This is a genomic window from Neptuniibacter sp. QD48_11 (genome assembly GCF_047778095.1).
GTDB lineage: Bacteria > Pseudomonadota > Gammaproteobacteria > Pseudomonadales > Balneatricaceae > Neptuniibacter.
This window is the reverse complement of record NZ_CP180551.1, coordinates 670,177-694,871: the sequence shown is the minus strand read 5'-3', so window position 1 is coordinate 694,871 and position 24,695 is coordinate 670,177. Positions and strand designations below refer to the sequence as shown.

The window sequence follows — 24,695 nt, the reverse complement described above, 5'->3', positions numbered from 1 at the left end:
ATGGGGAATGACCTGTGAGCTTCTACAAGAGTAAATTCAGCCCTGAAATATAAAAAATCGATTTTATTTAAATAAAAGATCGCTTTTTACGAAGATTGAATTTCGCAAGCTCAAGATTCTTAGAATAAATGATCTAAACGCCCGACAATTTTATCGGGATTTGATAGCGCAATATCTTCACCATGATTGTATCCATATGGCACACACACCACTGGGCAACCCGCTGCTCGCGCCGCAGCCACATCATTCACAGAATCCCCTACCATTAAGGTATTATGAGGCTCAGCACCGCAACGCTGCATTGCTTCTTGTAAAGGCATTGGGTGAGGCTTTCGTTCAGATAGACTATCTCCACCCAAAACCACCTCAAAGAAATCACTAATTCCAAAGCCTTCCAACATACTATGAGTAAACGAGAGCGGCTTGTTTGTGACTACTCCGAGCTTAACTCCGCGCTCACGCATACACTCTAGGCATTCAAGCACACCAGGGTACAACTCACTCAGATCAGAAGTAGATTCAGCATAAAACGCAAGAAAAAGCTCATAAGCCTTATCAAATAGAGATTCGTCCACGCCGTCACCCGCCATATCGCCAGCTAAAGCACGACGCACTAAAACTGCTGCACCATTACCTACCCACTGTCCAACTTTGTCGATACCCGCAGGCACTCTCTCTATGGCGACAAGCATTCGATCAATTGCCTGAGCCAGATCAGGCACGCTATGAACCAGCGTACCATCTAGATCAAACAAAACGAGCTTTGGATTATTCCCCTCAAACAGTTCTTGCATTAAGCAATCTTCGCTTTAGCCAATTCCGCTCTCATCTGAGCGATAGTCGCAGCGTAGTCATCTGTATTGAAGATGGCAGAACCAGCCACAAACGTATCAGCACCCGCTTCTGCAATTTCACGAATATTACCAATACCTACACCGCCATCGATCTCCAAGCGGATATCACGCCCGCTTTCATTAATCAGCTCGCGAGCCTGACGCAGTTTATCCAAAGTACCCGGAATGAATTTCTGACCACCAAAACCTGGATTCACAGACATCAATAGCACCATATCCACTTTATCCATTACATATTCCAAGTGGCTTAATGGCGTTGCAGGATTGAAAACCAAACCGGATTTACAACCGCCATCTTTAATCATCTGCAAAGAACGATCGATATGCTCAGAACCTTCTGGATGGAAAGTAATGTAGCTGGCACCGGCTTCAATAAAGTCGCCAATAATACGGTCAACAGGCTTAACCATCAGATGCACATCAATTGGCGCCTCAATGCCATGTTTTCTCAGTGCACTGCACACCATTGGGCCAATCGTTAAATTTGGCACATAGTGATTATCCATCACATCAAAGTGCACATAATCTGCGCCCGCCGCCAAAACATTTTCAACCTCTTCCCCCAAACGCGCAAAGTCAGCAGATAAAATTGATGGTGAAATTTTGAAATCAGACATGGATATTTTCCAGTTACAAATAATTTAGACATATTTTAGCGGAGCAGACATCTTGCTGTCAGCCTGCTTCTTACTCATAATCGTTCAAATGAAATTATATTCTCTTCTCCTTACTCTTAGTTTGATTTCCTCCAACGCCCTTTCCGCCGATGAGGAAGCAAACGCGGGTACTGAAAAAACAGCTAGTGCGGCTCAATCATCAGCACCGATGGTCGAAAGAACTGAACCCAGTAGAGAAAATAATCTTCGCCAAGCGCTCTCATCACACCCAGACCCCAGCACTCAGGTACTACAGCTCGATACAGGAAAAGATGGAGAACAATTACTTGGTTACTATTTAACCGAAGGCAGCGGAATACCACAGGGTGGCGTCATCATATTCCCGGATGAACTCACCCATATGGATTGGCCAGACAATCTAAACCAAATCCGCACGGGCCTAGCCAATCATGGCTGGTATACATTAGCGGTATTTTTACCCCAACCGGCTCAAGCCCCTCTGCCAAAACGTACGCTACCGGTTTTATCGCCTATAAAACCAACTCAGAGCCCAGACACCCCTCAAGACAGCTCAACAGAACCTGTAGAAGCCCAAGAAAAAAACACTGAAACACCTTCTGACGCAGCAACGAACCAACAGGAAAATGCCGCTAACGCACCAGCAGAGGCAGAGGCAGAGCAGGAACAGGAAGAAAAAGAGAATTACCAAGAGATCGTAGCCCGCCTAGGCAACACCGCATTTGAACACCTCAAAAAAGAGAAAGGCGTCGATAGAGTCGTTGTTTTAGGGGCCGGCACAGGTGCCACTTGGGCAGCACAATACGTTCAAAAGCACCAAGAACAGCAAAACCTTCGCTTAGTTCTCTTAGACGCACGAGACTCTAAAACAGAGAACGCCCCGCGACTGCTAGAAATCCTACCCGAGATAAAAACCACAATAATCGACCTACACCATTCTGCACGTAGATCGACAAATACAAATTACAGTGAAAACACGCCAGAACGAAGATTGCGATTAGCGCGACATAAACGCATGAACAATTTTCACCAAAGCCGTTTACCGCAAGCCAATGACAATTGGAAAAAAGATAACTCTTGGTTGTTCAAACAGGTTAGAGGCATGATCAATACCTACATTATCAAAGCCGAACAACAAAGCCGAAGTATAGATATTCCTTCGGAAGAGCAAAGCAACAAAGAACAAGCCCCTGGCTAAAAAACGCGCTTATTTTCGTGCCGTCTTTATTCGCTCATAGGCAGCCTGAATTTCTTGGGATTTCTCTTTAGCTAGCTCGATCATTTCCTCTGGCAAACCTTTAGAAACCAACTTATCCGGGTGATGCTGACTCATCTGGCGGCGATAAGCTTTTTTCACTTCAGCGTCAGATGCGCTTTCACCCACACCTAAAACCGCATAAGCATCTTTTAACAGCACTGCTGCATCAACTCCAGCCTGACCGTGCTGGTAAAAGTCTCGTTGCGCTTTGACGCGAGCAATCACCTCTTCAACGCTATCCGCACCAAATTCCAGAAGATGACAGAGCTCTTCGATGATTTTTAGTTCTGGCGCGCTTACCTCACCATCTGCCATAGCAGCCTGCAATTGAATTTCTATAAACATCAATTTAACCGTAGGTCGGTGACGTAAAAGGATCGCAAGCGGCTTTACTGTTTTACTAAATTCAAAGTCTTGACTTTTCCCCTGAGTAAAAAGATCAATCGCCTCACGCTTACGCTCATCGGTTAAGCGCATTTGAGTCATTACATTTCGCGCAAATTGAATCTCATCTTCTGTTACGCGCCCATCTGCCTTCGCAATTCGCCCCATAACGGAAAAAGTTGCTTTAAAAAAGGCTTCCTGAGGGTTTACGGCAGCCACTGCTTTGGTCAGAGCACGACTAACCAAATAACCGACAAACCCACCAAATATCAGCCCCCAGAAGCCACCGGAGAACAAACCTACAGCTGCACCCAGTAATATAGAAGTAGAATACCGTTTAACGCCTGATCCTAATTGCGCGCCCGCCTCTTGTGCATCAAAGGCCATTAATCTGATTCCCCAACACTAATCTATTTATCTCATCCAATCTTTCAGGTGTACCGATATCTGCCCAGAATCCTTCGAACAACTCACCTGAAACCTTACCTTCAGCCATCTGTTCTCTAAGCAACGGTGCCAATGAAGCTTTCTTATCTAACGCGATACCTTCAAACATCTCAATAGATAAGCGACTAATTCCACTAAAGGTATAACCTATTTCATCGTCGCTATTCACACGACCCTGTTGCAACCCAAAATCACCATTAGGGTTGTGCTCAGGATTAGGTACCAACACTAAATGAGAATCATCAGATTCGGTCAGCAATGCTTCAAATGGATAGTTTGTAAAAACATCACCATTAACCAGCAAAAACTGTTTTTCGCCACCAGTCGCCAAAAGTGACAATGCCCTGCGAATCCCCCCCGCCGTTTCTAGAGGCTCAGATTCAGCCGAGTAATATATTGAAACGCCGTATTTAGAGCCATCTCCCAGATATTCTTCTATTTGAGAACCAAGCCAAGCATGATTAATTACTATTTCTTTTATACCAGCATGCTCCAAACGCTCAATGTGATATTCAATCAAAGCTTGATCGGCGACTTTTAAGAGCGGCTTAGGCGTTTTCAACGTTAAAGGACGCATTCTAGTCCCTAAACCCGCCGCTAAGATCATAGCCTTCATGACACAATCCAATTATCCAAAACCGTATCAGAGAAATGTTCACTCTTACGCATCGCCGGCAGCAATTCCGACACCATCCATCCGGCAACCGGCTTCAATTCCTCAACTTTAGCTGCCACAGCAATAAGATAATTCAAGGTTCTTGGTATATCAGCCAAATAACCAGATTTACCATCTCGTATATGTAAACGCGAAAAAATCCCTATAGCTTTAAGATGACGCTGCGCACCCATGAGATCAAACCAACGTTTAAAATAAACTCGATCTGGCATATTCTGACCGTTAGCGATCAAGGCCTGCCTGTATCCCTCGACCCAGCTATAGACCTTTTCATCCGACCACTCGATATAGCAGTCTCGTAACAAAGATACTAAATCGTATGTTACAGGCCCCTCAACAGCGTCCTGAAAATCGATAATTCCTGGAGCCTGATCCTTTCGATACATAATATTTCGTGAATGATAATCTCGATGCACAAAGACCTTCGGCTGCTCTAAGGCGGAATCAATTAGATAATCAAATAGAAAAGAGACTAAGCGCTGCGACTCATCATTCAATTTTACGCCCAGTAAGTTTTCCACAAACCATTCTCGGAACAACTCAACTTCTCGACGGAGCAATGCTTCGTCATACAAAGGCAATTCTTTACCCCGAGCAGGCTGACAGCTCTGCATCAACAACAAAGTTTTTAAAGCTTCATCATAGAGCGCATCAACACTTTCATCTGAAAGCTGATCTAAATAAAGATCATCACCAAAATCACCAAGAAGCATAAAGCCTTTAGACAGATCATGGTTGTGAATATGCGGCACAGGAACACCCGTTCGCTCCAATGCAGTCGCCACCTCTATAAATGGACGGCTATCTTCTTTCTCTGGCGGAGCATCCACAGCTATCCAAGTATTATCACCGGATATTGCTCGAAAATAACGTCGAAAGCTGGCATCACCTGATACAGTTTCGAGCTGCCAATTTTGACTATCAAACCCCGAAAATCCCGGCAAAATTTCCAACAACCACTCTTTTAAATCTGTATACCGCAGATCCATCTAAATACGCCCCATAAACCAACTACATGCTTTAACGAGCTATTATGACACTCAGATAACCCAAAAAGGTAGAAGTGATCGGTAATTCATCGCTAATCATTAATTCTTAACTCTCAACAAAAACCCTGCAGAACTCTACACTCACTGCTTAGAATGATTTATCATTCTGCCCCTTATGCTTAATTTCACTGAGGTTCGGCCACAACCGAATTCTTCGGAACCGCTGAAACGGATTTAGTATTTGATGCCCTTCGCTAAACGATCGACATATACGCTAACGCTAGCCATTAGTGCAGCACTAGTATCTAGCTATGCGACTGCAGAAAACAATCCATCTGAACAAGAGATGGCTTGGAGTTGCAGCATGACCAAAGACGGCGAGTGGGATTGCTCTGTTAATGAAGAACTAGTTAATCAAACCGAAGCGGCCAAACAAAAGCCTCAGGAATCAGTCGCCCAACAGCCTGTTTCATCAACACCTAGCTCTGAAGCTACGCCTATTGAAATTAAAACAGCAACACCCGCTGAAGCCGCGCCGATCCCTCGGGTTAGGCAAGAAAACGTTGTTTCGACACCTGTTACAACTCAAACCCGCTCAAGCGTAAAAGCCAAAGCTACTAACAACGGTGTTTGGGACTGTATAGCTGGCGCAAACGGTGAATGGCTATGTAACGATGAAATTGAACAAGCACAGCAGCCTCAGTTAGCCTCTGAAACACCTACACCACAGAACACCCAAACAACAGCTCCAGTTGCCGTTACTCACCAACCTGTTCAAACAGCAGAAGTAATTGGAAGCGAATGGCAGTGTGGCACGAGCCCAAGTGGTGATTGGGATTGCCACAAGGTAAACATACACGCAATCAGCCTGCCTCAATCACAAAGAGGTAGCGGTTCGTCGGAACCATTTTATAACACGGAAAACCCATACTCTCACTTGGATTGGGCATATTACAGAAACCCGCAGGGCCAACAATGTGCTGGGCGTTATATAGAACCTAGTTACCCAATTGCAGGTGACGAACACTTAGAAAACCCGCCGCTATACCTCGAGGCCGACCAGTCATCTACAATCATCGGTGGACTAAGCCGTTTACAGGGTGGCGTGACTATGCGTCAAGGCGGTCGCCGACTCAGCGCTAGCTCAGCAGAATTAGACCAAGTCACAAACAAAGCCCGTCTAGAAGGTAACGTTCAGTTCCGAGAAACTGGGCTATTAATGTTGAGCGATAGCGCTCAGATTGACACGAGCAATTCTCAAGCGATTTTCAATAATGCTCAATATGTAATCCATGAGGACGGCTTCAGAGGGTCAGCTGATCGTATAATACGGTTAGAGGATGAACGCCTACGCATTGAAAACGGTGATTACACATACTGCCCTCCTTTCAGTGATGCCTGGAAGCTAGAAGCCGACAGTATCGTTCTGAATAAAAACAAAGGCATCGGTGAAGCTGAAGACACTGTAATCAGAGTAGGTGGTGTGCCTATATTCTATGCTCCTTACTTTACATTCCCGATAGATGATCGTCGCAAATCAGGTTTCCTTTACCCAAGTATTGGATACAGCACTGATGGTGGCTTAGATCTTGCGGTGCCATACTACTTCAATATCGCACCGAATATGGACGACACACTGACTGCTCGCTATATGGCAGATAGAGGCCTGTTACTAGAAAACGAATTCCGCCATATGAACAAGTGGTCTAGTAACACATTAAATACCGCTTACCTATCTAGCGACAAATCATTTAACGATAACAGATGGTTACTTGGTATAAATCACAAAGGCAACCCTGCAGAAAGGTGGCGCACAAACATTGATTTCAGTGCAGTAAGTGACGATGATTATTTCGAAGATTTGGATACTAACCTAGAAGTAAGTCGTCAAGATCACTTAGATCAACGTGCAGACATCACTTACCGTCATAACAACTGGAGTTTTAGAGCACGCGTTCACGACTATCAAACCATCGATAACGATAGCAAATCGCCTTACAAACGCCTGCCGCAACTGACCCTAAAAGGCGAGAATGCGTTCGGAGACGCCGGCGAATTTAAATACATTGCCGAATACACTCAATTCGATAGAGACTTATCAGGCTTAACCGGTCGTGATCGAATTATAGGCGACCGTCGCTTCATCATGCCGACCGTCAGTTATCTGTGGCAAGCTCCTTGGGGTTACATCAAACCGGAACTATCACTATGGAGCAGCAGTTACAGTTTAGATAATCAGCTATCAAGCCTAGGCGAGAGCCCAAGCGCCTACGTACCCATCCTCAGCCTAGATAGCACTGTAATTTTCGAAAGAGCACTCAGTAGCGGTGGCACACAAACATTAGAACCACGAATTTACGGTTTATACGTGCCAGAAGAAGATCAGGATGAAATCCCTGACTTCGATACATCCGAACCAGATTTTAGCTACAACTCCCTATTCCGCCACAACCGCTTTAGTGGCAAGGACAGAATAGGAGATGCCAAACAGATCTCACTTGGACTCGCAAGCCGCTTTTATGGAAAAGATGGCAACGAGAAAGGCAGCCTGAGCATTGGTCAAGCCTACTATTTTGCCGACCGAAAAGTACAACTAGATCCTGCATCACCAGATTCAACTGAAGGTCAGAGCGATATTGCGACTGAAGCAGTTTGGTATCTAAACCAAAACTTCCGCGCTAGCTTCGATGCGATCTTAGATAACAACGATTTCAGCAATAATGAATCAAACCTGCGCTTACGTTATAACAGCGACCTAGATCATCGGTTTGACTTCAGTTACCGTTATGAAGAAGACACTCGTAAGCAGACAGACTTATCATTCATTTGGCCTCTAAGTGGCAGCTGGACTGCAATGGGTCGCTGGTTACATGATATTGAAGAAAACGATAACCTAGAATCAGCACTAGGCCTCGAATACGAAAGCTGCTGCTGGAAAGTCAGCTTTGCCGGTCGCCGCTGGCTAGACGATAAAGACAATTACGATACAGGCATGTTCCTGAATTTCACCCTAAAAGGGCTTGGATCATTTGGTAGCGGCAGCAATGGCTTCCTAAATGACATTATTGGTTATGAAGAGCGTGAAGAGCACAATGACAAATAAGCTTCGCAAGATACTATTTTCTGCAGCTGTTTTCGGACTACTGATTCCAACATCGCAAGCAACACTGGCTGCGGAAATACCACTGGATCGAGTTGCTGCCGTTGTCAATGACGGCATAATTATGCAAAGTGAATTGGCACAGCGCACCGCTATAGTCAAAGAGCAACTTACCGCCCGGAATACCAAACTACCACCGGAGCACATTTTACATAAACAGGTTTTAAACCGCCTGATTATCGACAGCATCCAAAAGCAATTGGCTGCTAGACAAGGCATTCGAGTAACAGAAGGGCAGCTTGATGCAGCCATTGCACGGATCGCTGCTCAGAACAGCCTTACTTTAGATCAATTCCGCGATGCTCTAATTGCCGAAGGTCGAGATTATAATCAAGCTCGAGAGCAGATCCGCAACGAGATGCTGATCTCCAATGTACAGCAAAGTCTTGTTAACCGAAGAATCCGCGTATCCGAGCAGGAACTAGAAAATTTCCTAAACTCAGCTAGCGGTCAGGAACAGACTTCAGCAGAGTATCTCCTCGGACACATTCTTCTTGCTACGCCATCCCAAGCATCCCCTGAGGCGATTCAGAAAGCGGAGCGCGAAGCCAATGAAGTCTTCAAAAAGCTAAATTCCGGCGCCGATTTTGCTGAGATGGCCGTAGAGTTTTCCGATGCCCCTAATGCTCTTAAAGGCGGTGATTTGGGCTGGAGGAAGGTAAACGAACTACCAGAGGTACTAGGTAATGCGATTCGTAAACTATCTCCTGGCGAATTCAGCAAACCAGTACGATCCCCAAGTGGCTTCCATATTCTTTTAGCGAAGGACAAGCGCGGCGGTGCCGTACAACTAGTGCCTCAGCGCTTAGTAAGTCACATTTTGCTTAAGCCAAGTGAGATTCGCACATCTGAGCAGGCCAAACGCCAAATAACCCAGTTGTACCAACGCATACAATCTGGCGAAGAGTTTGCCACATTAGCCAAAGAGTATAGTGACGACCCAGCAAGTGGCTCTGAAGGCGGCTCTTTAGGCTGGACGCAGGACGGCCAAATGGTGCCAGAATTCGAACAAGTGATGAACAATACTGGTATTGGGCAAGTATCAGTTCCTTTTGAATCACGGTTTGGCTGGCATATTTTGACGGTCCTAGATACGCGCACAGAAGATCTCGGCGCTCAGATGCAAGAGAATCAGGCTCGCGCAGCTATCCGCAAGCGCAAGTACAACGAAGAATTAACTAACTGGTTACGCGAGATCCGCTCTCAGGCCTACGTCGACATTAAGGAGTGATTGCTTGGGTATCAATAGATTAGCAATCACCCCTGGTGAACCCTCTGGCATTGGCCCCGACCTGTGCATTCAAATTGCGCAACAGGGCCATAACCATGAACTGATTGCATTTGCAGATCCTGAACTACTGCGTAAACGCGCAGAACAACTGCAACTGCCGATATCGATTGAACAGTTCGACCCAGAGCTTCCACCGTCGCCTACGCCCGCAAGAACTCTAAAGGTAGTTCCGATTTCACTAAAAGCTGAAGCAATTCCTAGTGAGCTTAATAGTGATAACGCACCTTATGTTCTGGAAACCCTAGCACTAGCCACACAAGCCTGCCTCAATGGAACTTGCGACGCTTTGATCACGGCTCCTGTGCATAAAGGCATTATTAATGATGCTGGCATTCCTTTTAGCGGCCACACCGAATTTCTTGAAGCACTAACAGAAACCAATAAAGTCGTCATGATGCTAGCAACCGAAGGCTTAAAAGTTGCATTAGCAACAACCCACCTTCCCCTTCGAGACATTGCCGACGCGATTACACCCAAATTACTCACTGAAGTAATTGAGGTATTACATCACGATCTAGTAAACAGCTTTGGCATCAAAGAGCCTAACATCCTAGTCACCGGCCTTAACCCTCACGCTGGCGAAGGTGGCCACTTAGGTCGTGAAGAGGTTGAAGTCATAGAACCTACGCTAGATAAACTCAGAGCAAAAGGCATAACTCTCAGTGGCCCTTGGCCAGCAGATACACTATTCACAGACAAGTACCTTGCTAAAGCAGATGCCGTGCTAGCCATGTACCACGACCAAGGCCTTCCAGTGCTAAAATACAAAGGCTTTGGCAAAGCTGTGAATATTACGCTTGGCATGCCTATTATTCGCACCTCGGTAGATCATGGTACTGCATTGGATCTTGCCGGAACTGGAACTGCCGACTCAGGCAGCCTAATGACCGCGATTGAATACGCAGGCATCATGGCTACCCACCGCAATCAAACTACGAACTAATTCATGACTAAAAAACCAGTAGCACACAAAGCCCGCAAGCGTTTCGGGCAAAACTTTTTGCACGATCACGGCGTGATTCGTCGCATTATTCGATCTATTGCACCTCATGAATCAGATCAACTAGTAGAGATTGGCCCAGGCTTAGGCGCACTGACAGAAGAGCTGCTTAGCGAAGCAGGTGCACTTGATGCGATTGAGCTAGATAGAGATCTTCCCCCAATCTTACGCACCAAGTTCTTTAACTACGGTGATAAATTCCGCATTCATGAAGCGGACGCGATGAAGTTTGATTTCTCTCAGCTGCAAAAAGGAGAAAAGAGGCTGCGTATTGTGGGCAACCTTCCATACAACATCTCTACTCAGCTAATTTTCCATCTACTGAGTCATGCTGAGCAAGTAGAAGATATGCACTTCATGTTGCAAAAAGAGGTAGTTGATCGCATGGCTGCTGGACCAGGCGAAAACAATTACGGTCGATTAGGCATCATGGCGCAGTACTACTGTAAAGTTGAGTCACTGTTTGTCGTACCTCCTGGCGCATTTAACCCCGCTCCTAAAGTAGACTCAGCGATCATTAGGCTTACGCCTTACCGTGAGTTACCTCACGTAGCCAAAGATGTTTCACAATTTGAAACCGTTGTACGCACGGCATTCAATATGCGCCGTAAAACGCTACGTAATAATTTAAAACCTTTACTATCTGCAGATGCGCTAGAAGAGATCGGCATCGATCCAGGCTTACGACCTGAAAAGCTTCCTATCTCAGACTTTGTTCGCATTAGTAACTACCTTACAGATCAGAAAGGTTAAATAAGGCATTTATGGAAACTATAGACCTAGGTAACAACGTCAATATCGACGTAGAAACCAACTATCTGGCCCAACAATCTGATCCAGACAGCAAACGCTTTGTTTTTTCTTACAAAATTACGATCACCAATCATAATGATATGCCGGTCCAGCTTCTTAACCGCCATTGGCTAATTACCGATGGTAACCAGCACATCCAAGAAGTTCAGGGCGAAGGCGTTGTGGGCGAACAACCTGTGATTGATCCAGAATCGAGTTACTCCTATACAAGCGGTGCAGTATTAGCCACCAGCGTCGGCAGCATGCAAGGCCACTATGAAATGAGCACCGATGAAGGCACTCAATTTAAAGCACCTATTGCAGCATTCACTCTAGCAAGACCTAACGCATTGCACTAAACACAGGCAACCAGTATGGCGACCTATGCGATTGGCGACATCCAAGGGTGCTACGACGAATTACAAGCCCTACTTAAAATTATTAACTTTACTAACAGCGACCATTTATGGATCGCTGGAGACCTCGTTAATCGCGGCCCGAAGTCACTAGAAACCTTAAGGTTTCTTCGCGATTTAGGTGACCGAGCAACCTGCGTTCTGGGAAATCATGATTTACACCTTCTCGCCGTCCACTATGGAGCAACAACCTGCAAACGCAGCGATACTCTGGATGAAATATTAGAAGCACCAGACCGTATTGAGCTAATGCATTGGCTAAGTAAGCAAAAGCTAATCGCGCATGACAAATCACTTAACGTGGTAATGGTTCACGCAGGTATTCCGCCTTGCTGGACTATTCGTAAAGCCCGCAAACGCGCAAAAGAAGTAGAAAAAGTTCTGCAAAGCGACCAAGCCAAAACTTTTTTCAACCACATGTATGGCAACAAACCCGATCTATGGAGTTCTGACTTAAGTGGTTGGGAACGCTTACGCCTTATTACGAACTATCTAACACGCATGCGCTTTTGTAGCACTGAAGGGCAATTAGATTTCTCAGCCAAAGGCTCACTCGCATCACAACCCGAAGGCTACCAGCCTTGGTTTAAAGCTCCACGAAAAGACCCGGGAGAAATCGAAATTCGTATTCTATTTGGCCACTGGGCTGCATTGGAGGGGAATGCCGATGCTGAGCATGTCTTTGCGCTTGATACAGGCTGTGTTTGGGGCAACAGATTAACCGCCCTTCGCATAGAAGACCATCAACTTTTTAGTGTTCCCGCACAAGGCAAAAAAACAAAGCCATCTCCGACATCCACTTATTTAAGCAACAGGTAACTTTTATGAGTCATTTTGAGTGTATCGATTCTCCAAAAGCAGCAGCGTTGATCAAAGACGGTGCCCAGGTTGCCGACATTCGAGATCCCAACAGTTTTGCGCAAGGCCACATTAGTGGGTCTTACAATCTTAGTAATGAAAATCTACATGATTATATAGCTGCAGCCGACATGGATAAGCCTCTACTCGTATGCTGTTATCACGGCATAAGCAGTCAACAAGCTGCTCAATTCTTAGTTGAACAAGGCTTTGATGAAGTCTATAGCATCAATGGTGGTTTTGAGGCATGGCGCGTAGAACAACCAGACCTGTGCGAAATAGCTTAATGAAGATCTATTTAGTGGGCGGCGCAGTTAGAGACAAGCTATTAGATTTCCCTGTTTACGATAAAGACTGGGTAGTTGTAGGCTCCAGCCCTGAAGAGATGATCGAACAAGGCTTTCAACCTGTAGGTCAAGATTTCCCCGTGTTTATTCACCCCCAATCGGGTGAAGAATATGCACTAGCGCGAACAGAAAGAAAATCAGGCAAAGGCTATACCGGCTTTGAATATAACGCCGATAAAGCAATCTCTTTGGAAGAAGACCTTCTACGCCGAGATCTAACCATTAATGCCATGGCAATGGACGATCAAGGCACAATCCATGACCCCTACAAGGGCCAGGAAGATTTAAAGCAAAAAATCTTACGTCATGTATCCCCGGCATTTTCAGAGGACCCTCTGCGTGTTTTGCGTGTGGCACGTTTTGCCGCGCGCTACCATCATCTAGGGTTTAGCGTAGCTGATGAAACCTTAGCATTAATGAGGGAGTTAGCTAAAGGCGATGAGTTAGAACACCTGACCCCTGAAAGGGTATGGAAAGAGTTCGAACGCGCATTAACCGAACCTTCTCCATGGGTATTTTTAGAACTACTCCAAAAAACAGAAGCGATACAAAAAGTTCTTCCTGAGCTAAAAAATACAATATCGAAACCAGACTGGGCTACAAACTTTATTCGCTCAACACAAACAGCTAAGGATGCTGATTGCCGGTTTGCCTGCTTGACCGCTCTGGATAATGAGATAGTGCTGACCGCTTTTTGCGATCGATTAAGAACGCAAAAATCGGTAAAAGAGCTGGCTTCACAGTGTCAACAACAGCACCAGAACCTTAGTCAATTCGATAAGTTATCCGCAGAAGACAGACTGCAGACTATCCAAGCCCTTGACCTGATTCGCCGACCACAGCGCTTAGAAAAACTATTGATTTGTGTAGATGCTCTGCACTCAAAACCTGACTATAAATCACTAGCTGGAATATTAGATTCTATAAACCAAATTCAGCCTGCCAACCTAATCAAGCAAGGCTTTAAAGGGCCTGAATTGGGCAAAGAGATACAGCGTCTACGCCTTGATATATGCAACCAAAATCACTGAAGGGCATCAAATGAACACCAACACTACTGCAATAAAAGTGGCACTAATAACTGGCGGTGCACGTAGAGTTGGTGCAACAACAGCCTCAACACTTCATGCAGCAGGATATACGGTAGCCATTCACTACCGAGACTCAACTAAAGCAGCTAAAGCGTTACAAGAAAAGCTAAACCAATTACGCCCGAACAGTGCTTTTATCTTTTCTGCAGACCTGAACAGCATGCAACAAGTTGAACAATTAGCTGAATATTTAAAGGCTAAGTTCGGCAAACTCGATTTACTGGTTAATAATGCCTCATCCTTCTACCCAACGCCGATCGAGCAAAGCACTCAGAAGCAATGGGACGACTTAATAAATTCCAATCTTCGTGCCCCCTACTTCCTAACAGCCTCACTAAGCAAATTGCTTCGTCAAAACCATGGCTGCATTATCAATATGATCGATATTCACTCACAACGTGGGCTACCCGGCTATCCAATTTATTCAATTGCAAAAGCGGGTTTAGAGATGATGACTAAGTCTCTGGCTAAAGAATTAGCACCCGAGGTAAGAGTTAACGGCGTTTCACCCGGCGCAATTTTATGGCCAGAACAAGAACTAGAAGAAGATCAGAAGCAAAGTATTTTGGATAAGACGCTACTGAATCGTATAGGCTCACCGGAAGATATAGCACAAGCAATAGTATTTCTTGCTTCTGCAGAATATATTACCGGCCAAGTGCTCGCGGTAGATGGCGGAAAATCCTTATTCAGCCACTAACTTTTTTAAAGCTTAAAACACACAAGGTAATGACCGGCCTTGCCATAGAAAGTCGATCGGCCACAACTTCTGCCGATCCTTATCATAATCAGACCACATTTCTAAATATGTCACACCCATCTCAGGGTGAGGCACCTCTGCTGCTATCTCAGCCAAGGGCCACAAGACAAAAGCATTCTTAGTAATTTCATCTCGAGGTAATTGCACCCCATAATGTATACCGACTAAATCATCATAAGTAAGAATATCGATATCGAGGGTACGACCGCTAAATTTCGGCCCCTTGCGGCAACGACCATTATCATCTTCTATCTTTTTCAGTAACGGAGATAGTTTAGCTAATGGCAAATCAGTAACGAAACCGGCAACTAGGTTATAGAAGTTATCCCCAACAAACCCTACCGCTTCACTCTCATACACACTAGATATACTCAGCTCGCCAAAATGCTTATACAAGGCATCCAGCGCCTGCGAGATATAATGCTCTCTATCGATATTACTACCAATACTGACATAGACTTGAGCCATCTTAACTACGAACTCCGCGCTCGATGATAACACCAACATCTTTTGCCTGCGGCACAGCTCCTGGCTTACCTAAACGTAAGCGCAGCCATTTCACACCGAATTCAGTCATCACGATCTCAGCAATCTGCTCAGCCATGGTTTCGACCAACTGAAATTCACTCTGCTCTATAAATTCAATCAATCGATCTGACACCGTTTTATAGTTAAGCGTATTATCAACATCTTCAGTATTTGCTGCCTGACGGATATCAGTACCCATATCCAAATCAAGATTTATTCGTTGACGAATCTCTCTTTCCCAATCATAGATACCTATAATCGTTTCAACTTCTAACTCTCGAATGTAAACTAAATCCATACTCAACCTTTGGATATCGAATGACCGAATCGGCAACAATGGCCTTCGGGCTAATTTTTCTAGCTTACCTGCTGGGTTCTATACCCACAGCAGTGCTAGTTTGTCGTGCACTCAACCTTCCAGACCCTCGCCAACGAGGCTCTGGTAATCCCGGGGCAACCAATGTGCTCAGAATTGGTTCTAGAAAAGCGGCCTTTTTTACACTACTAGGGGATATCAGCAAAGGCTTAGCTGCATTATGCCTTGGGCTACTTTTGCAGATTTCGCAAACAGAACTATCATTCTGTTTACTTGCCGCTGTAGCCGGACATATTTTTCCTATTTTTTCGCCATTGAAAGGCGGTAAAGGCGTTGCAACAGCATTTGGTGCTTGTATCGCTCTTTATTGGCCCATCGCAATTATACAGTTAACCATCTGGGTGATTACGGTATCGCTTAGCAAGATCTCCTCACTAGCCTCAATTGCCGCGGCACTAATAACTCCAGTTTTCACATGGATAATCGCTCCAAGCTACTCGCTTCCTCTCACCATCCTTTGCCTATTACTCCTTTATAGCCACCGCAAAAATATTAAAAAGTTACTAAACGGTGAAGAACCTAGACTTTAAATAGAATCGAGTGTGTCTAAAGGCCAACGAGGCTTAGTAGTAATAACCAGATCACTTTGCTGTCCAGCCAGCAAACGCTGACAACCAGCAAACGCAATCATCGCGCCATTATCTGTACAAAACTCAGGACGGGCATAAAACAACTCCGACCTTTCTTTCTCAACCATGACTTCTAAGCGCTCGCGCAAACGCTGGTTAGCACTTACACCGCCCGCAATCACCAGCTGCTTAAACCCGGTAGCCTGCAAAGCACGGCGACACTTAATTGCCAAAGTATCAACAACCGCTTCTTCAAATGCAGCAGCGATATCACATACTGTTTGAGAATCAATATTGCCGTCAGCGTCTCGATGATCGTTAGCTGTATTTAATGTAAAGGTCTTTAAACCAGAGAAACTAAAATCCATGCCCGGCCTGTCTGTCATTGGACGTGGAAAACGAAAACGTTGACGATCACCCTGCTGTGCGTGCTTAGCAATTAGCGGCCCACCCGGGTAATCCAAACCGAGCATTTTTGCTGCTTTATCAAAAGCCTCACCCGCGGCATCATCTAAAGACTCCCCTAATAACTCGTATTGACCAATACCATCAACACGAACGAGTTGGGTATGCCCACCGGAAACCAGCAACGCTACAAACGGAAACTCGGGTGGATTCTCTTCCAGCATTGGCGCGAGTAAATGACCTTCCATATGATGCACACCAATTGCCGGCTTACCCCATGCCAATGCAATAGCTCGGCCTGTTGAAGCGCCAACCATTAACGCTCCGATAAGACCTGGTCCGGATGTATAAGCAACAGCATCTACATCCCCTTTTTGAAGGCCTGCTTTGGCAAAAGTCTCGTCCAATAAAGGCAGCAACTTACGTACATGGTCACGAGAAGCCAATTCAGGTACCACACCACCGTACTCAGCGTGCATTTTCACCTGACTATATAAAGCATCACCAAGCAGACCCTTTTCACTGTCATAAATTGCTACTCCTGTCTCATCACAAGAGGTTTCAATCCCCAGTACGCGCATCGTTTACTCACTTCACTAACATGATGACGGCTATTATACCTGCCCCCCTTAAAACCTGCACCGAAAATACCCAACAAACCGATTATCTGCTTTACTTCACTATGTGAAACGAATAGAATTTTGCGCCTTGCCATAAAACCGTCTGTTTTTTGGCGAGATAATTTTGTGGATTAACTAAACAATTTAAGGTTTGTTCAAACATGCCAGCTGTAAAAGTTAAAGAAAACGAGCCATTTGATGTAGCTCTGCGTCGTTTCAAACGTTCTTGCGAAAAAGCAGGTATTCTAGCTGAAGTTCGTCGTCGCGAATTTTACGAGAAGCCAACATCTGTTCGTAAGCGTAAAGCAGCAGCAGCTGTAAAACGTCACGCTAAAAAAGTATCTCGCGAAAACGCTCGTCGCGTTCGCCTATACTAATCCACGCGATTTAGATCCCATCCAGAGGAAGGTTAGTCATGTCAGAGTTGAAGCAGCAAATCACTAATGAGATGAAAGCTGCAATGCGCGCTAAAGAAAAAGAGCGCCTAAAAACTATTCGCATGATGCTAGCCGAACTAAAGCGCATCGAAGTAGATGAACGCATTGAACTGGATGACACTAGAGTACTGGCGGTGCTAGACAAAATGTCTAAGCAGCGCCGTGACTCGATTTCGCAATTTGAAGAAGCGGCACGCATGGATCTTGCAGATGCTGAGCGACAGGAGCTGGAGGTGATTAAAACTTTCCTGCCGCAACCGCTAACTGATGAGGAAATTGCAGACCTCGTTAAACAAGCTGCAGAGCAATCCGGCGCACAATCCATGCAAGACATGGGCAAGGTTATGGGAATCCTTAAACCTCAAATTCAAGGTCGCGCCGACATGGGAACAGTATCCAAACTCGTCAAGTCTCAATTATCCAGTTAAACTGCCGCTGAGACCCTTTCAGCTGCAACGATAATGGCCGGACGTATACCCCAAAGCTTTATTGACGACCTGCTTGCCCGCATCAATATTATTGATGTGCTAGATGGTCGTGTCCAAAAACTAAAGCGCGCTGGAAAAAACTACTCAGGCCTCTGTCCGTTCCATAAAGAAAAAACACCTTCTTTTAGCGCCAACCAAGAAAAACAGTTCTATTACTGCTTCGGCTGCGGCGCAGGTGGAAATGCCATTAGCTTTTTAATGGAATACGAAAATCTAAATTTCCCTGAAGCTGTTGAAGAACTCGCCAAAGCCGCAGGCATGGAAGTCCCTAAAGATGACAATCCCCAACAGCGCGAAAAAGAGCAGCAACTTAAAAAACTATACGATTTATTAGCTAATGCCGCTCAATTTTATGAAGATCAGCTTAAAAGCCACAACACGCGACAAGATGCCGTCAACTATCTGCAAACGAGAGGATTGACAGGCCAAGCAGCCAAAGCATTTTCCATCGGCTTTGCCCCTTCTGGCTGGGATAACATCCTTAAACACCTAGGCAAAAGCGATGCAGATCAAAAGCTATTAGAAGAAGCCGGGTTACTGATACACAACGAAGATCGTGATAGCCATTATGATCGCTTCCGCAATCGAATAATGTTCCCGATTCGGGATCAAAGAGGCCGTACAATAGGTTTTGGTGGGCGCGTACTGGGCGATGACAAACCCAAATACTTAAACTCCCCCGAAACCCCGACTTTCCATAAGAGCAGAGAACTTTACGGGCTTTATGAAGCTCGTAAACACAGCAACAAGCTTGAACGCTTAATCATTGTTGAAGGCTATATGGATGTAGTTGGCCTCGCACAGTTTGGCATTCACTATGCTGTAGCAACACTAGGTACAGCAACAACCGCACAACACTTAGAAAGACTATTCAAACTCGTCCCTGAAGTTATATTCTGCTTCGATGGTGATCATGCCGGGCGAGAAGCCGCGATGCGTGCACTAAAAACAACACTTCCGGTTATCGAAGATGGTAAAGAAGCCCGCTTTCTCTTCTTACCTGACGGCGAAGATCCGGACAGCCTAGTACGCCAAGAAGGAACTCTCGCCTTCACGGAGCGACTAGATAGCGCTTTACCACTTTCCGAGTTTTTCTTTAATAGCCACTCTGAACAAGCTGACCTAAACAGCATGGATGGTCGTGCTAGATTCAGTACAGAAGTACTACCTGCAATAAACTCAATGAAACCGAGTTTGTTGCAGCAGATGATGCTCGACCGAATTTGTGAATTAACCAACCTTTCGCTTGAACAGATACAAACTACGGTTAACTTTCACGAGTCAGTACAAACACATAGACCAGCCCCCGCTGCAGTTTCAGAGTACGACTACTCTGAATCATCAAACTATGAAGATTCGCAACCCTACGACTATGCCAATTATAGCAACGAAGGTCATAGCTACGAAGCCCATAGCCATGAAAGCACCCAATACCAACCAAGAAAGAAACAATTTCGCAGCCCTCGCAATAATAGCAGCGAACTGTCTTTCGAACAGAAACTGATCGCCCTATTACTTCACTATCCGCAACTGGCGTCAGAGCACCAATTTCCTGAAACACTCAAGAGCAATACAGACGTAAATTCTAAGCTTTTGGCTCAGTTAGTGACCTATTACAAACAAAACCCAACCGCATCACTTGGACAATTGGTTGTCGACTGGCGTGAAGATGAAACCCTTTCGCAAACGATCGTTGAACTTTACGAAATATCTACCTCTTTAGAAATCACTTCCGAAGAGATCGCCCGAGCCTACCTTAAAGATGCTCAGCATGGTCTAACACTAAAGGCATTAGAACAAGAGATCTCACTTCTGCAGAAGAAGCACACCCTTTCCAAAGAAGAGAAAATAAAACTAGTTGAATCTATGCACCAACTTAATCAACTAAAGACAACCAGCAAGACCTAAGCTACCAATTACCGCTCTTAGCAAACCTTATAACAGTTTCAACATCTCTCCCCTTGAAAAACAAACCACCAATCACCATATATAGCATCATAAACCACTGAATTTTCGGCAAGTCGCTGAAAAACAGTCTATTTTTAACAGATGACAGTCTCTAGCTTGCACAGCCTTTTCCCTAGCATGTTGCTAACTACATCGCTATAATGGCCTGCTCGATTTTCATCCACTTTTTCTAGTCAGGGTCCTATGTCCGATACTTCTCAGCAACAGCAGTCTCGCCTTAAGGAATTGATCGCCCGCGGCAAAGAGCAGGGTTACCTAACCTACTCTGAGGTAAATGACCACCTACCGCAGGATATTGCCGATCCAGATCAGGTTGAAGATATCATCCGCATGATCAATGACATGGGTATTTCCGTGTCTGAAGAAGCACCCGATGCTGAAACACTACTGATGACCGAAGGTGATTCAGCTGATGATGCCGACGAAGAAGCCGTTGCAGCGCTAGCAGCAGTAGAGTCAGATGCTGGCCGTACAACCGATCCAGTGCGCATGTATATGCGTGAAATGGGTACTGTTGAGCTTTTAACTCGTGAAGGCGAGATCAGCATTGCAAAACGCATTGAAGAAGGCCTACGTGAAGTAATGTCTGCCGTAGCCTGCTTCCCTGGCACAGTTGATGCCATCCTTGAAGCATACAAATTAACCGCTGAAGAGGAAGGTCGCCTAAGCGACATTTTCAGTGGTTATATAGATGCAGACGATGATGAAGAAATCCCGACTGCGACTATTACGGATCCAGATGCCGAGATAGAAGACGACGAGGACGATGAGGACGACGAAAAAGAGAAAGGTCCAGACCCAGAAGAAGCAGCTCGCCGCTTTGGCTTAATTAAAGAGCACTTCGATGCCCTTCACCTAGCTCTAGAGAAACAAGGTCGTGACAGCAAAGAATTCGGCGATTCCCAAGTACTTCTGAGCGAAGCATTTGCTCCGATCAAGCTTTCTCCTCGTTACTACGAAGCAATCGTTGGTCAAGTTCGCGATACTATCGATGAGATTCGTAAACAAGAACGCACCATCATGCGCATCTGCACACAGCGTGCAAAAATGCCACGTAAGACATTCATCAAAGAATTTCCTGGTAACGAAACAAACCCTGATTGGTTTAAAGAAGTTATCGAGTCCGGTTCTGATTACTCTCGAGCGATCAAAACCAATTTGATTGAGCTTAAACGTGCTCAAAAGAAACTTATCCAAGCAGAGATTACTACTGGTATCAGCCTAGCTGAGATCAAAGAAGTTAACCGTCGCATGTCGATCGGTGAAGCTCGAGCACGGCGAGCTAAGAAAGAGATGGTTGAAGCCAACCTACGTCTTGTAATCTCTATCGCTAAGAAATATACAAACCGTGGCCTACAGTTCCTAGATCTGATCCAGGAAGGTAACATCGGCCTAATGAAAGCTGTTGATAAGTTTGAATACCGCCGCGGTTATAAGTTCTCTACATATGCAACTTGGTGGATTCGACAAGCGATTACACGATCAATTGCCGACCAAGCACGTACAATCCGTATCCCAGTTCACATGATCGAGACGATCAACAAACTGAACCGTATCTCTCGCCAGATGCTTCAGGAAATGGGGCGCGAAGCTACACCTGAAGAACTTGCTGAACGCATGGAAATGCCTGAAGACAAAGTTCGCAAAGTACTTAAAATTGCTAAAGAGCCGATCTCCATGGAAACACCAATCGGTGATGATGAAGATTCAAGCTTAGGCGATTTCATTGAAGACGTAACTATTTCTTCCCCTGTTGATTCAGCAACAGGAGAAGGTCTGCGTGAAGCAACTCGTGAAGTACTAGCAGGCTTGACAGTGCGTGAATCCAAAGTACTTCGCATGCGCTTCGGTATCGAGATGAATACGGACCACACTCTTGAAGAAGTTGGTAAACAGTTCGACGTAACACGTGAACGTATCCGTCAGATCGAAGCAAAAGCACTACGTAAACTACGTCACCCAAGCCGCTCTGAGCACCTGCGCGGCTTCCTAGACGAATAGTAAATTCTTTTAAATCAAACTCTTGTGCCCATGAAACCATATCGGTATTATGGGCACCCTTCTTGGGGCCTATAGCTCAGTTGGTTAGAGCGCTCGACTCATAATCGATCGGTCGCAGGTTCGAGTCCTGCTAGGCCCACCATTTCCTTACCCTTTCTACTTGTTTACTTTTGCTGATAAATTCCTGAGCTTTACCTGTTAGCAAAAACGAACCCGCAGCAGGTAGCTTGCCTGCTACAAGATTTATTTGATTATCCAGCTTTTATCTCCTGTACGAAGTTGCTGACTAACCCACTTAAATTTCAGAGCTGTTCGGAAGCTAAGTGAGCATATTGCCCTGTGTTTGATAGCTATGTTGTCCGAGTCGTTTTTGCACTTCATACAAAGTTGCTGAATTGTTAATCACTATGCTTGCGAAAGAATGTCTCAAATCATGAATTATCAGATGATCCATGCATCCTGCTCTTTCTTTGATTCGAGCGAAGACTTTCTTTGGCTGAGACATGATTTGCTGTCTTACCTTTCAGGAAAGCTCTAAGGATTACCGGAACGCCTGTTATGTTTTTGGTCTTCGAGTATGGAAATAGCTTCACCATTCAGTAGTACAGTTCTCGAATAGCCTGCCTTGATATGCGGCAAGAACAGTGTTGCTCCCTTATCGGTGTATTAAAGGTCTTTCCACTTAGCATTCAGCATGCCCACCAACACACATCCCTCTAAGCAGAGCAAGCTTCAGCAAAATTTGGCGGTAGCATTAGCCTCTTTCTCACATGCTGTCAGGAATCGCGCCACTTGCTCTTTGCTGAATAATACAATCAGTTAATTACTCCCCTTCAGCTTCTTGATATGTTTTGTGGGTAGGTTTACATGCAACCACACTCACAAGCCAATCTGAACATCTGATGGATCAAAGATAATACCCAATTGCCCGTTGCTGGCTTAGACTCCTTTTTACTGCCCAGCAGCCTCTGTACGGCCACTTGATGATATGATGAAGCCTTGAATATCCCGAAATTTGATAAAGATGGTTGTTGAGACTGCCTATTTCATTGTGCGCTATATGCTTGTTGGCGCATGCATAGGGGTAAAACGCTATTCAGCAAACTGACGTAATGCCAAGACTGCTAGCCCTAACATTTCTTGCCTACTATGGGTCAATGTGTTGGATATCAACTTTTTGAGCTCATTGGCTTTCAGCCGCGCTTCTTTTACATCGAATGGCCCGTGCTCTCCGATCAGAATGGCTTTCTTCCTACCAAAGATCAAGCAACGCAGCAAGTAACGATTTCTTCCTACTCTGTTCTCGGTCAGACGTAGCCCGGTGAAGGCTTCATCTAATATTCCACTTCCCTGCTTACCCTTTCTGGTGATGCAATTGGGAGTTAATCAATTAGTTTCTTGCTGAACTTGAAACGACACTGTAACGACATAGTAGTCTCCTCAGTGCATTCAGGTAGGGATTCACTTCTTGTGAAAAGGTAAAAAAATGGCAAAGCTATTAGGCGCTAAATGGACATCTAATTAATTCCATGTGCAGCAAGCTCTAACAAACTTCTTCGTAGTGTTCGGGTAGGAATGATGAGATATTTGTTTTGTCCGTTACGGCAGATTTGCTCTTCTGTTTCTTGGATAGAAGCAGTTCCGGCTACTTACTGGGTTCTGTATCTATCTCGTGCTGAAACTTACTCCTATCATGAGGTTTTAATAAGCCAGCCTAGCGAAGGACTGAAGCCAAGAAGCTGAAATCTTTAGTACTCATTCAAATTGAAAGGAAGAATTGAAAGATCTAGATCTGAATAAGGTGCCGAGTTGGCAGCCACCTAAACATGTCTAGATTGGCTATACAGGAATCCACTCAGCCAACTAGTAGCCTCCTGAACTGTTCGCGCTAATTCTAAGCTGTATTTCTCCTGTCTCCGTATGCTTCGCTAGTTAATAGTCGAGAAAGCAGCCGGTGCATTGAGCATTTCTCCACTTTCTTTTCACAGTACTTCAATAGGAAGGTCTTAATTGCAGATGGGCATATATGGTGTTCTGACCAGAGCACTATCGTAATATTTGTTTCAATTGGATTAGTTACGGGTAATCATGAGCTGTTGGTGATTTGCGAATAGTGCCAATTTCGTTCAGGGCAGGGTAGTGTAAGGAGAAAGGAAGTTCGTACGCGACGCCCTGTCGCTTGCTGAAAGGTAGAGAAATTGGTCTTGTTTACGTTTCTAGGATATATAAGGTTAAGAGCTAGTTATCTTTTTTTCTTCGGTGTGTAGGCATGGTAGTAGGAGCTTACTCTTTCTATGAAGGTTCCGTTTCTTAAGAAGGATTTTTACAAGAATCTTCTGGTCCAT

The 24,695-nt window shown here is 45.1% G+C and carries 24 protein-coding genes and 1 tRNA gene; 16 read left to right on the top strand and 9 right to left on the bottom strand.

The genetic code is table 11. The features are described 5' to 3' along the window. Positions 1-119: 119 nt before the first annotated feature. Together ACMXYU_RS03020 and rpe are read right to left on the bottom strand one after the other, a co-directional pair. Positions 120-794 carry a phosphoglycolate phosphatase gene (locus ACMXYU_RS03020; RefSeq protein ID WP_415900138.1) on the bottom strand — a complete coding sequence of 225 codons (675 nt, stop codon included), beginning with the start codon at positions 792-794 and terminating at the stop codon, positions 120-122. Beyond that, on the bottom strand, positions 794-1,471 hold the full coding sequence (gene rpe, locus ACMXYU_RS03015) for a ribulose-phosphate 3-epimerase (RefSeq protein ID WP_415900137.1): 678 nt from the start codon (positions 1,469-1,471) through the stop codon (positions 794-796). Before rpe ends, ACMXYU_RS03020 begins: the two co-directional genes overlap by 1 nt. Positions 1,472-1,559: 88 nt before the next feature. Here rpe and ACMXYU_RS03010 point away from each other — a divergent pair, with 88 nt between their 5' ends. Continuing rightward, positions 1,560-2,687 carry a DUF3530 family protein gene (locus tag ACMXYU_RS03010; protein WP_415900136.1) on the top strand — a complete coding sequence of 376 codons (1,128 nt, stop codon included), beginning with the start codon at positions 1,560-1,562 and terminating at the stop codon, positions 2,685-2,687. A 9-nt stretch (positions 2,688-2,696) separates the two neighbouring features. On the opposite strand, the gene djlA is transcribed toward ACMXYU_RS03010, so the two are convergent. From djlA to ACMXYU_RS02995, 3 genes are read right to left on the bottom strand one after another with little or no spacing between them, the layout of a single operon-like run. Next, complete coding sequence (gene djlA / locus ACMXYU_RS03005; RefSeq protein WP_415900135.1) at positions 2,697-3,518, bottom strand: co-chaperone DjlA; 822 nt, start codon at positions 3,516-3,518, stop codon at positions 2,697-2,699. Then, positions 3,508-4,194 (bottom strand): N-acetylmuramate alpha-1-phosphate uridylyltransferase MurU, encoded by a 687-nt coding sequence (murU, locus tag ACMXYU_RS03000; protein WP_415900134.1) that lies wholly within the window; start codon positions 4,192-4,194, stop codon positions 3,508-3,510. Before murU ends, djlA begins: the two co-directional genes overlap by 11 nt. Next, the gene (locus tag ACMXYU_RS02995) at positions 4,191-5,243 is read right to left on the bottom strand and encodes an aminoglycoside phosphotransferase family protein (protein ID WP_415900133.1); all 1,053 of its coding nucleotides are present in this window, start codon (positions 5,241-5,243) and stop codon (positions 4,191-4,193) included. The genes murU and ACMXYU_RS02995 overlap by 4 nt, the downstream gene beginning before the upstream one ends. Positions 5,244-5,487: 244 nt before the next feature. On the opposite strand from ACMXYU_RS02995, the gene ACMXYU_RS02990 reads away from it, so the two are divergent. Genes ACMXYU_RS02990 through ACMXYU_RS02950 form a run of 9 tightly spaced genes read left to right on the top strand, consistent with a single transcriptional unit; the run spans position 5,488 to position 14,898 of the window. Next, positions 5,488-8,346 carry an LPS-assembly protein LptD gene (locus ACMXYU_RS02990; protein ID WP_415900132.1) on the top strand — a complete coding sequence of 953 codons (2,859 nt, stop codon included), beginning with the start codon at positions 5,488-5,490 and terminating at the stop codon, positions 8,344-8,346. Beyond that, positions 8,336-9,634 (top strand): peptidylprolyl isomerase, encoded by a 1,299-nt coding sequence (locus tag ACMXYU_RS02985; RefSeq protein ID WP_415900131.1) that lies wholly within the window; start codon positions 8,336-8,338, stop codon positions 9,632-9,634. The genes ACMXYU_RS02990 and ACMXYU_RS02985 overlap by 11 nt, the downstream gene beginning before the upstream one ends. A gap of 4 nt (positions 9,635-9,638) precedes the next feature. Continuing rightward, positions 9,639-10,637, top strand: coding sequence for a 4-hydroxythreonine-4-phosphate dehydrogenase PdxA (gene pdxA / locus ACMXYU_RS02980; RefSeq protein ID WP_415900129.1), 999 nt, complete (start codon positions 9,639-9,641; stop codon positions 10,635-10,637). Positions 10,638-10,640: 3 nt separating this feature from the next. Next, positions 10,641-11,447 carry a 16S rRNA (adenine(1518)-N(6)/adenine(1519)-N(6))-dimethyltransferase RsmA gene (rsmA, locus tag ACMXYU_RS02975; RefSeq protein WP_415900128.1) on the top strand — a complete coding sequence of 269 codons (807 nt, stop codon included), beginning with the start codon at positions 10,641-10,643 and terminating at the stop codon, positions 11,445-11,447. A gap of 11 nt (positions 11,448-11,458) precedes the next feature. Continuing rightward, positions 11,459-11,845 carry a Co2+/Mg2+ efflux protein ApaG gene (gene apaG / locus ACMXYU_RS02970; protein ID WP_415900127.1) on the top strand — a complete coding sequence of 129 codons (387 nt, stop codon included), beginning with the start codon at positions 11,459-11,461 and terminating at the stop codon, positions 11,843-11,845. A 15-nt stretch (positions 11,846-11,860) separates the two neighbouring features. Beyond that, complete coding sequence (locus ACMXYU_RS02965; RefSeq protein ID WP_415900126.1) at positions 11,861-12,721, top strand: symmetrical bis(5'-nucleosyl)-tetraphosphatase; 861 nt, start codon at positions 11,861-11,863, stop codon at positions 12,719-12,721. Between the two features lie 5 nt (positions 12,722-12,726). Next, positions 12,727-13,047 carry a thiosulfate sulfurtransferase GlpE gene (gene glpE, locus ACMXYU_RS02960; protein ID WP_415900125.1) on the top strand — a complete coding sequence of 107 codons (321 nt, stop codon included), beginning with the start codon at positions 12,727-12,729 and terminating at the stop codon, positions 13,045-13,047. Then, on the top strand, positions 13,008-14,138 hold the full coding sequence (locus ACMXYU_RS02955; protein ID WP_415900124.1) for a hypothetical protein: 1,131 nt from the start codon (positions 13,008-13,010) through the stop codon (positions 14,136-14,138). Before glpE ends, ACMXYU_RS02955 begins: the two co-directional genes overlap by 40 nt. A gap of 10 nt (positions 14,139-14,148) precedes the next feature. Continuing rightward, positions 14,149-14,898 carry a pteridine reductase gene (locus ACMXYU_RS02950; RefSeq protein WP_415900123.1) on the top strand — a complete coding sequence of 250 codons (750 nt, stop codon included), beginning with the start codon at positions 14,149-14,151 and terminating at the stop codon, positions 14,896-14,898. 12 nt (positions 14,899-14,910) lie between these two features. On the opposite strand, the gene folK is transcribed toward ACMXYU_RS02950, so the two are convergent. Both folK and folB read right to left on the bottom strand, forming a co-directional pair. Next, positions 14,911-15,426 (bottom strand): 2-amino-4-hydroxy-6-hydroxymethyldihydropteridine diphosphokinase, encoded by a 516-nt coding sequence (folK, locus tag ACMXYU_RS02945; RefSeq protein ID WP_415900122.1) that lies wholly within the window; start codon positions 15,424-15,426, stop codon positions 14,911-14,913. Between the two features lies 1 nt (position 15,427). Continuing rightward, a complete protein-coding gene (gene folB / locus ACMXYU_RS02940; RefSeq protein WP_415900121.1) occupies positions 15,428-15,784 on the bottom strand; it encodes a dihydroneopterin aldolase in 357 nt (118 codons plus the stop codon). A gap of 20 nt (positions 15,785-15,804) precedes the next feature. On the opposite strand from folB, the gene plsY reads away from it, so the two are divergent. Beyond that, positions 15,805-16,392, top strand: a complete 588-nt coding sequence (gene plsY / locus ACMXYU_RS02935; protein ID WP_415900120.1) for a glycerol-3-phosphate 1-O-acyltransferase PlsY — start codon at positions 15,805-15,807, stop codon at positions 16,390-16,392. Here plsY and tsaD read toward each other — a convergent pair. Beyond that, entirely contained in the window at positions 16,389-17,417 is a 1,029-nt protein-coding gene (gene tsaD / locus ACMXYU_RS02930) for a tRNA (adenosine(37)-N6)-threonylcarbamoyltransferase complex transferase subunit TsaD (RefSeq protein WP_415900119.1), read from the bottom strand. The genes plsY and tsaD overlap by 4 nt on opposite strands. 200 nt (positions 17,418-17,617) lie before the next feature. On the opposite strand from tsaD, the gene rpsU reads away from it, so the two are divergent. From rpsU to ACMXYU_RS02905, 5 genes are all read left to right on the top strand, one after another. Further along, a complete protein-coding gene (rpsU, locus tag ACMXYU_RS02925) occupies positions 17,618-17,833 on the top strand; it encodes a 30S ribosomal protein S21 (RefSeq protein WP_275814767.1) in 216 nt (71 codons plus the stop codon). Between the two features lie 38 nt (positions 17,834-17,871). Next, positions 17,872-18,321: a GatB/YqeY domain-containing protein gene (locus ACMXYU_RS02920; RefSeq protein WP_415893415.1), complete on the top strand. Its 450-nt coding sequence runs from the start codon at positions 17,872-17,874 to the stop codon at positions 18,319-18,321. A 33-nt stretch (positions 18,322-18,354) separates the two neighbouring features. Further along, positions 18,355-20,289 (top strand): DNA primase, encoded by a 1,935-nt coding sequence (gene dnaG, locus ACMXYU_RS02915; protein WP_415900118.1) that lies wholly within the window; start codon positions 18,355-18,357, stop codon positions 20,287-20,289. A 243-nt stretch (positions 20,290-20,532) separates the two neighbouring features. Next, positions 20,533-22,350: an RNA polymerase sigma factor RpoD gene (rpoD, locus tag ACMXYU_RS02910; protein WP_415900117.1), complete on the top strand. Its 1,818-nt coding sequence runs from the start codon at positions 20,533-20,535 to the stop codon at positions 22,348-22,350. A gap of 65 nt (positions 22,351-22,415) precedes the next feature. Continuing rightward, positions 22,416-22,492, top strand: a tRNA-Ile gene (locus tag ACMXYU_RS02905). Between the two features lie 177 nt (positions 22,493-22,669). Here the strand turns inward: ACMXYU_RS02905 and ACMXYU_RS02900 are convergent. Beyond that, the gene (locus tag ACMXYU_RS02900) at positions 22,670-22,804 is read right to left on the bottom strand and encodes a hypothetical protein (protein WP_415901093.1); all 135 of its coding nucleotides are present in this window, start codon (positions 22,802-22,804) and stop codon (positions 22,670-22,672) included. Between the last annotated feature and the right edge of the window lie 1,891 nt (positions 22,805-24,695).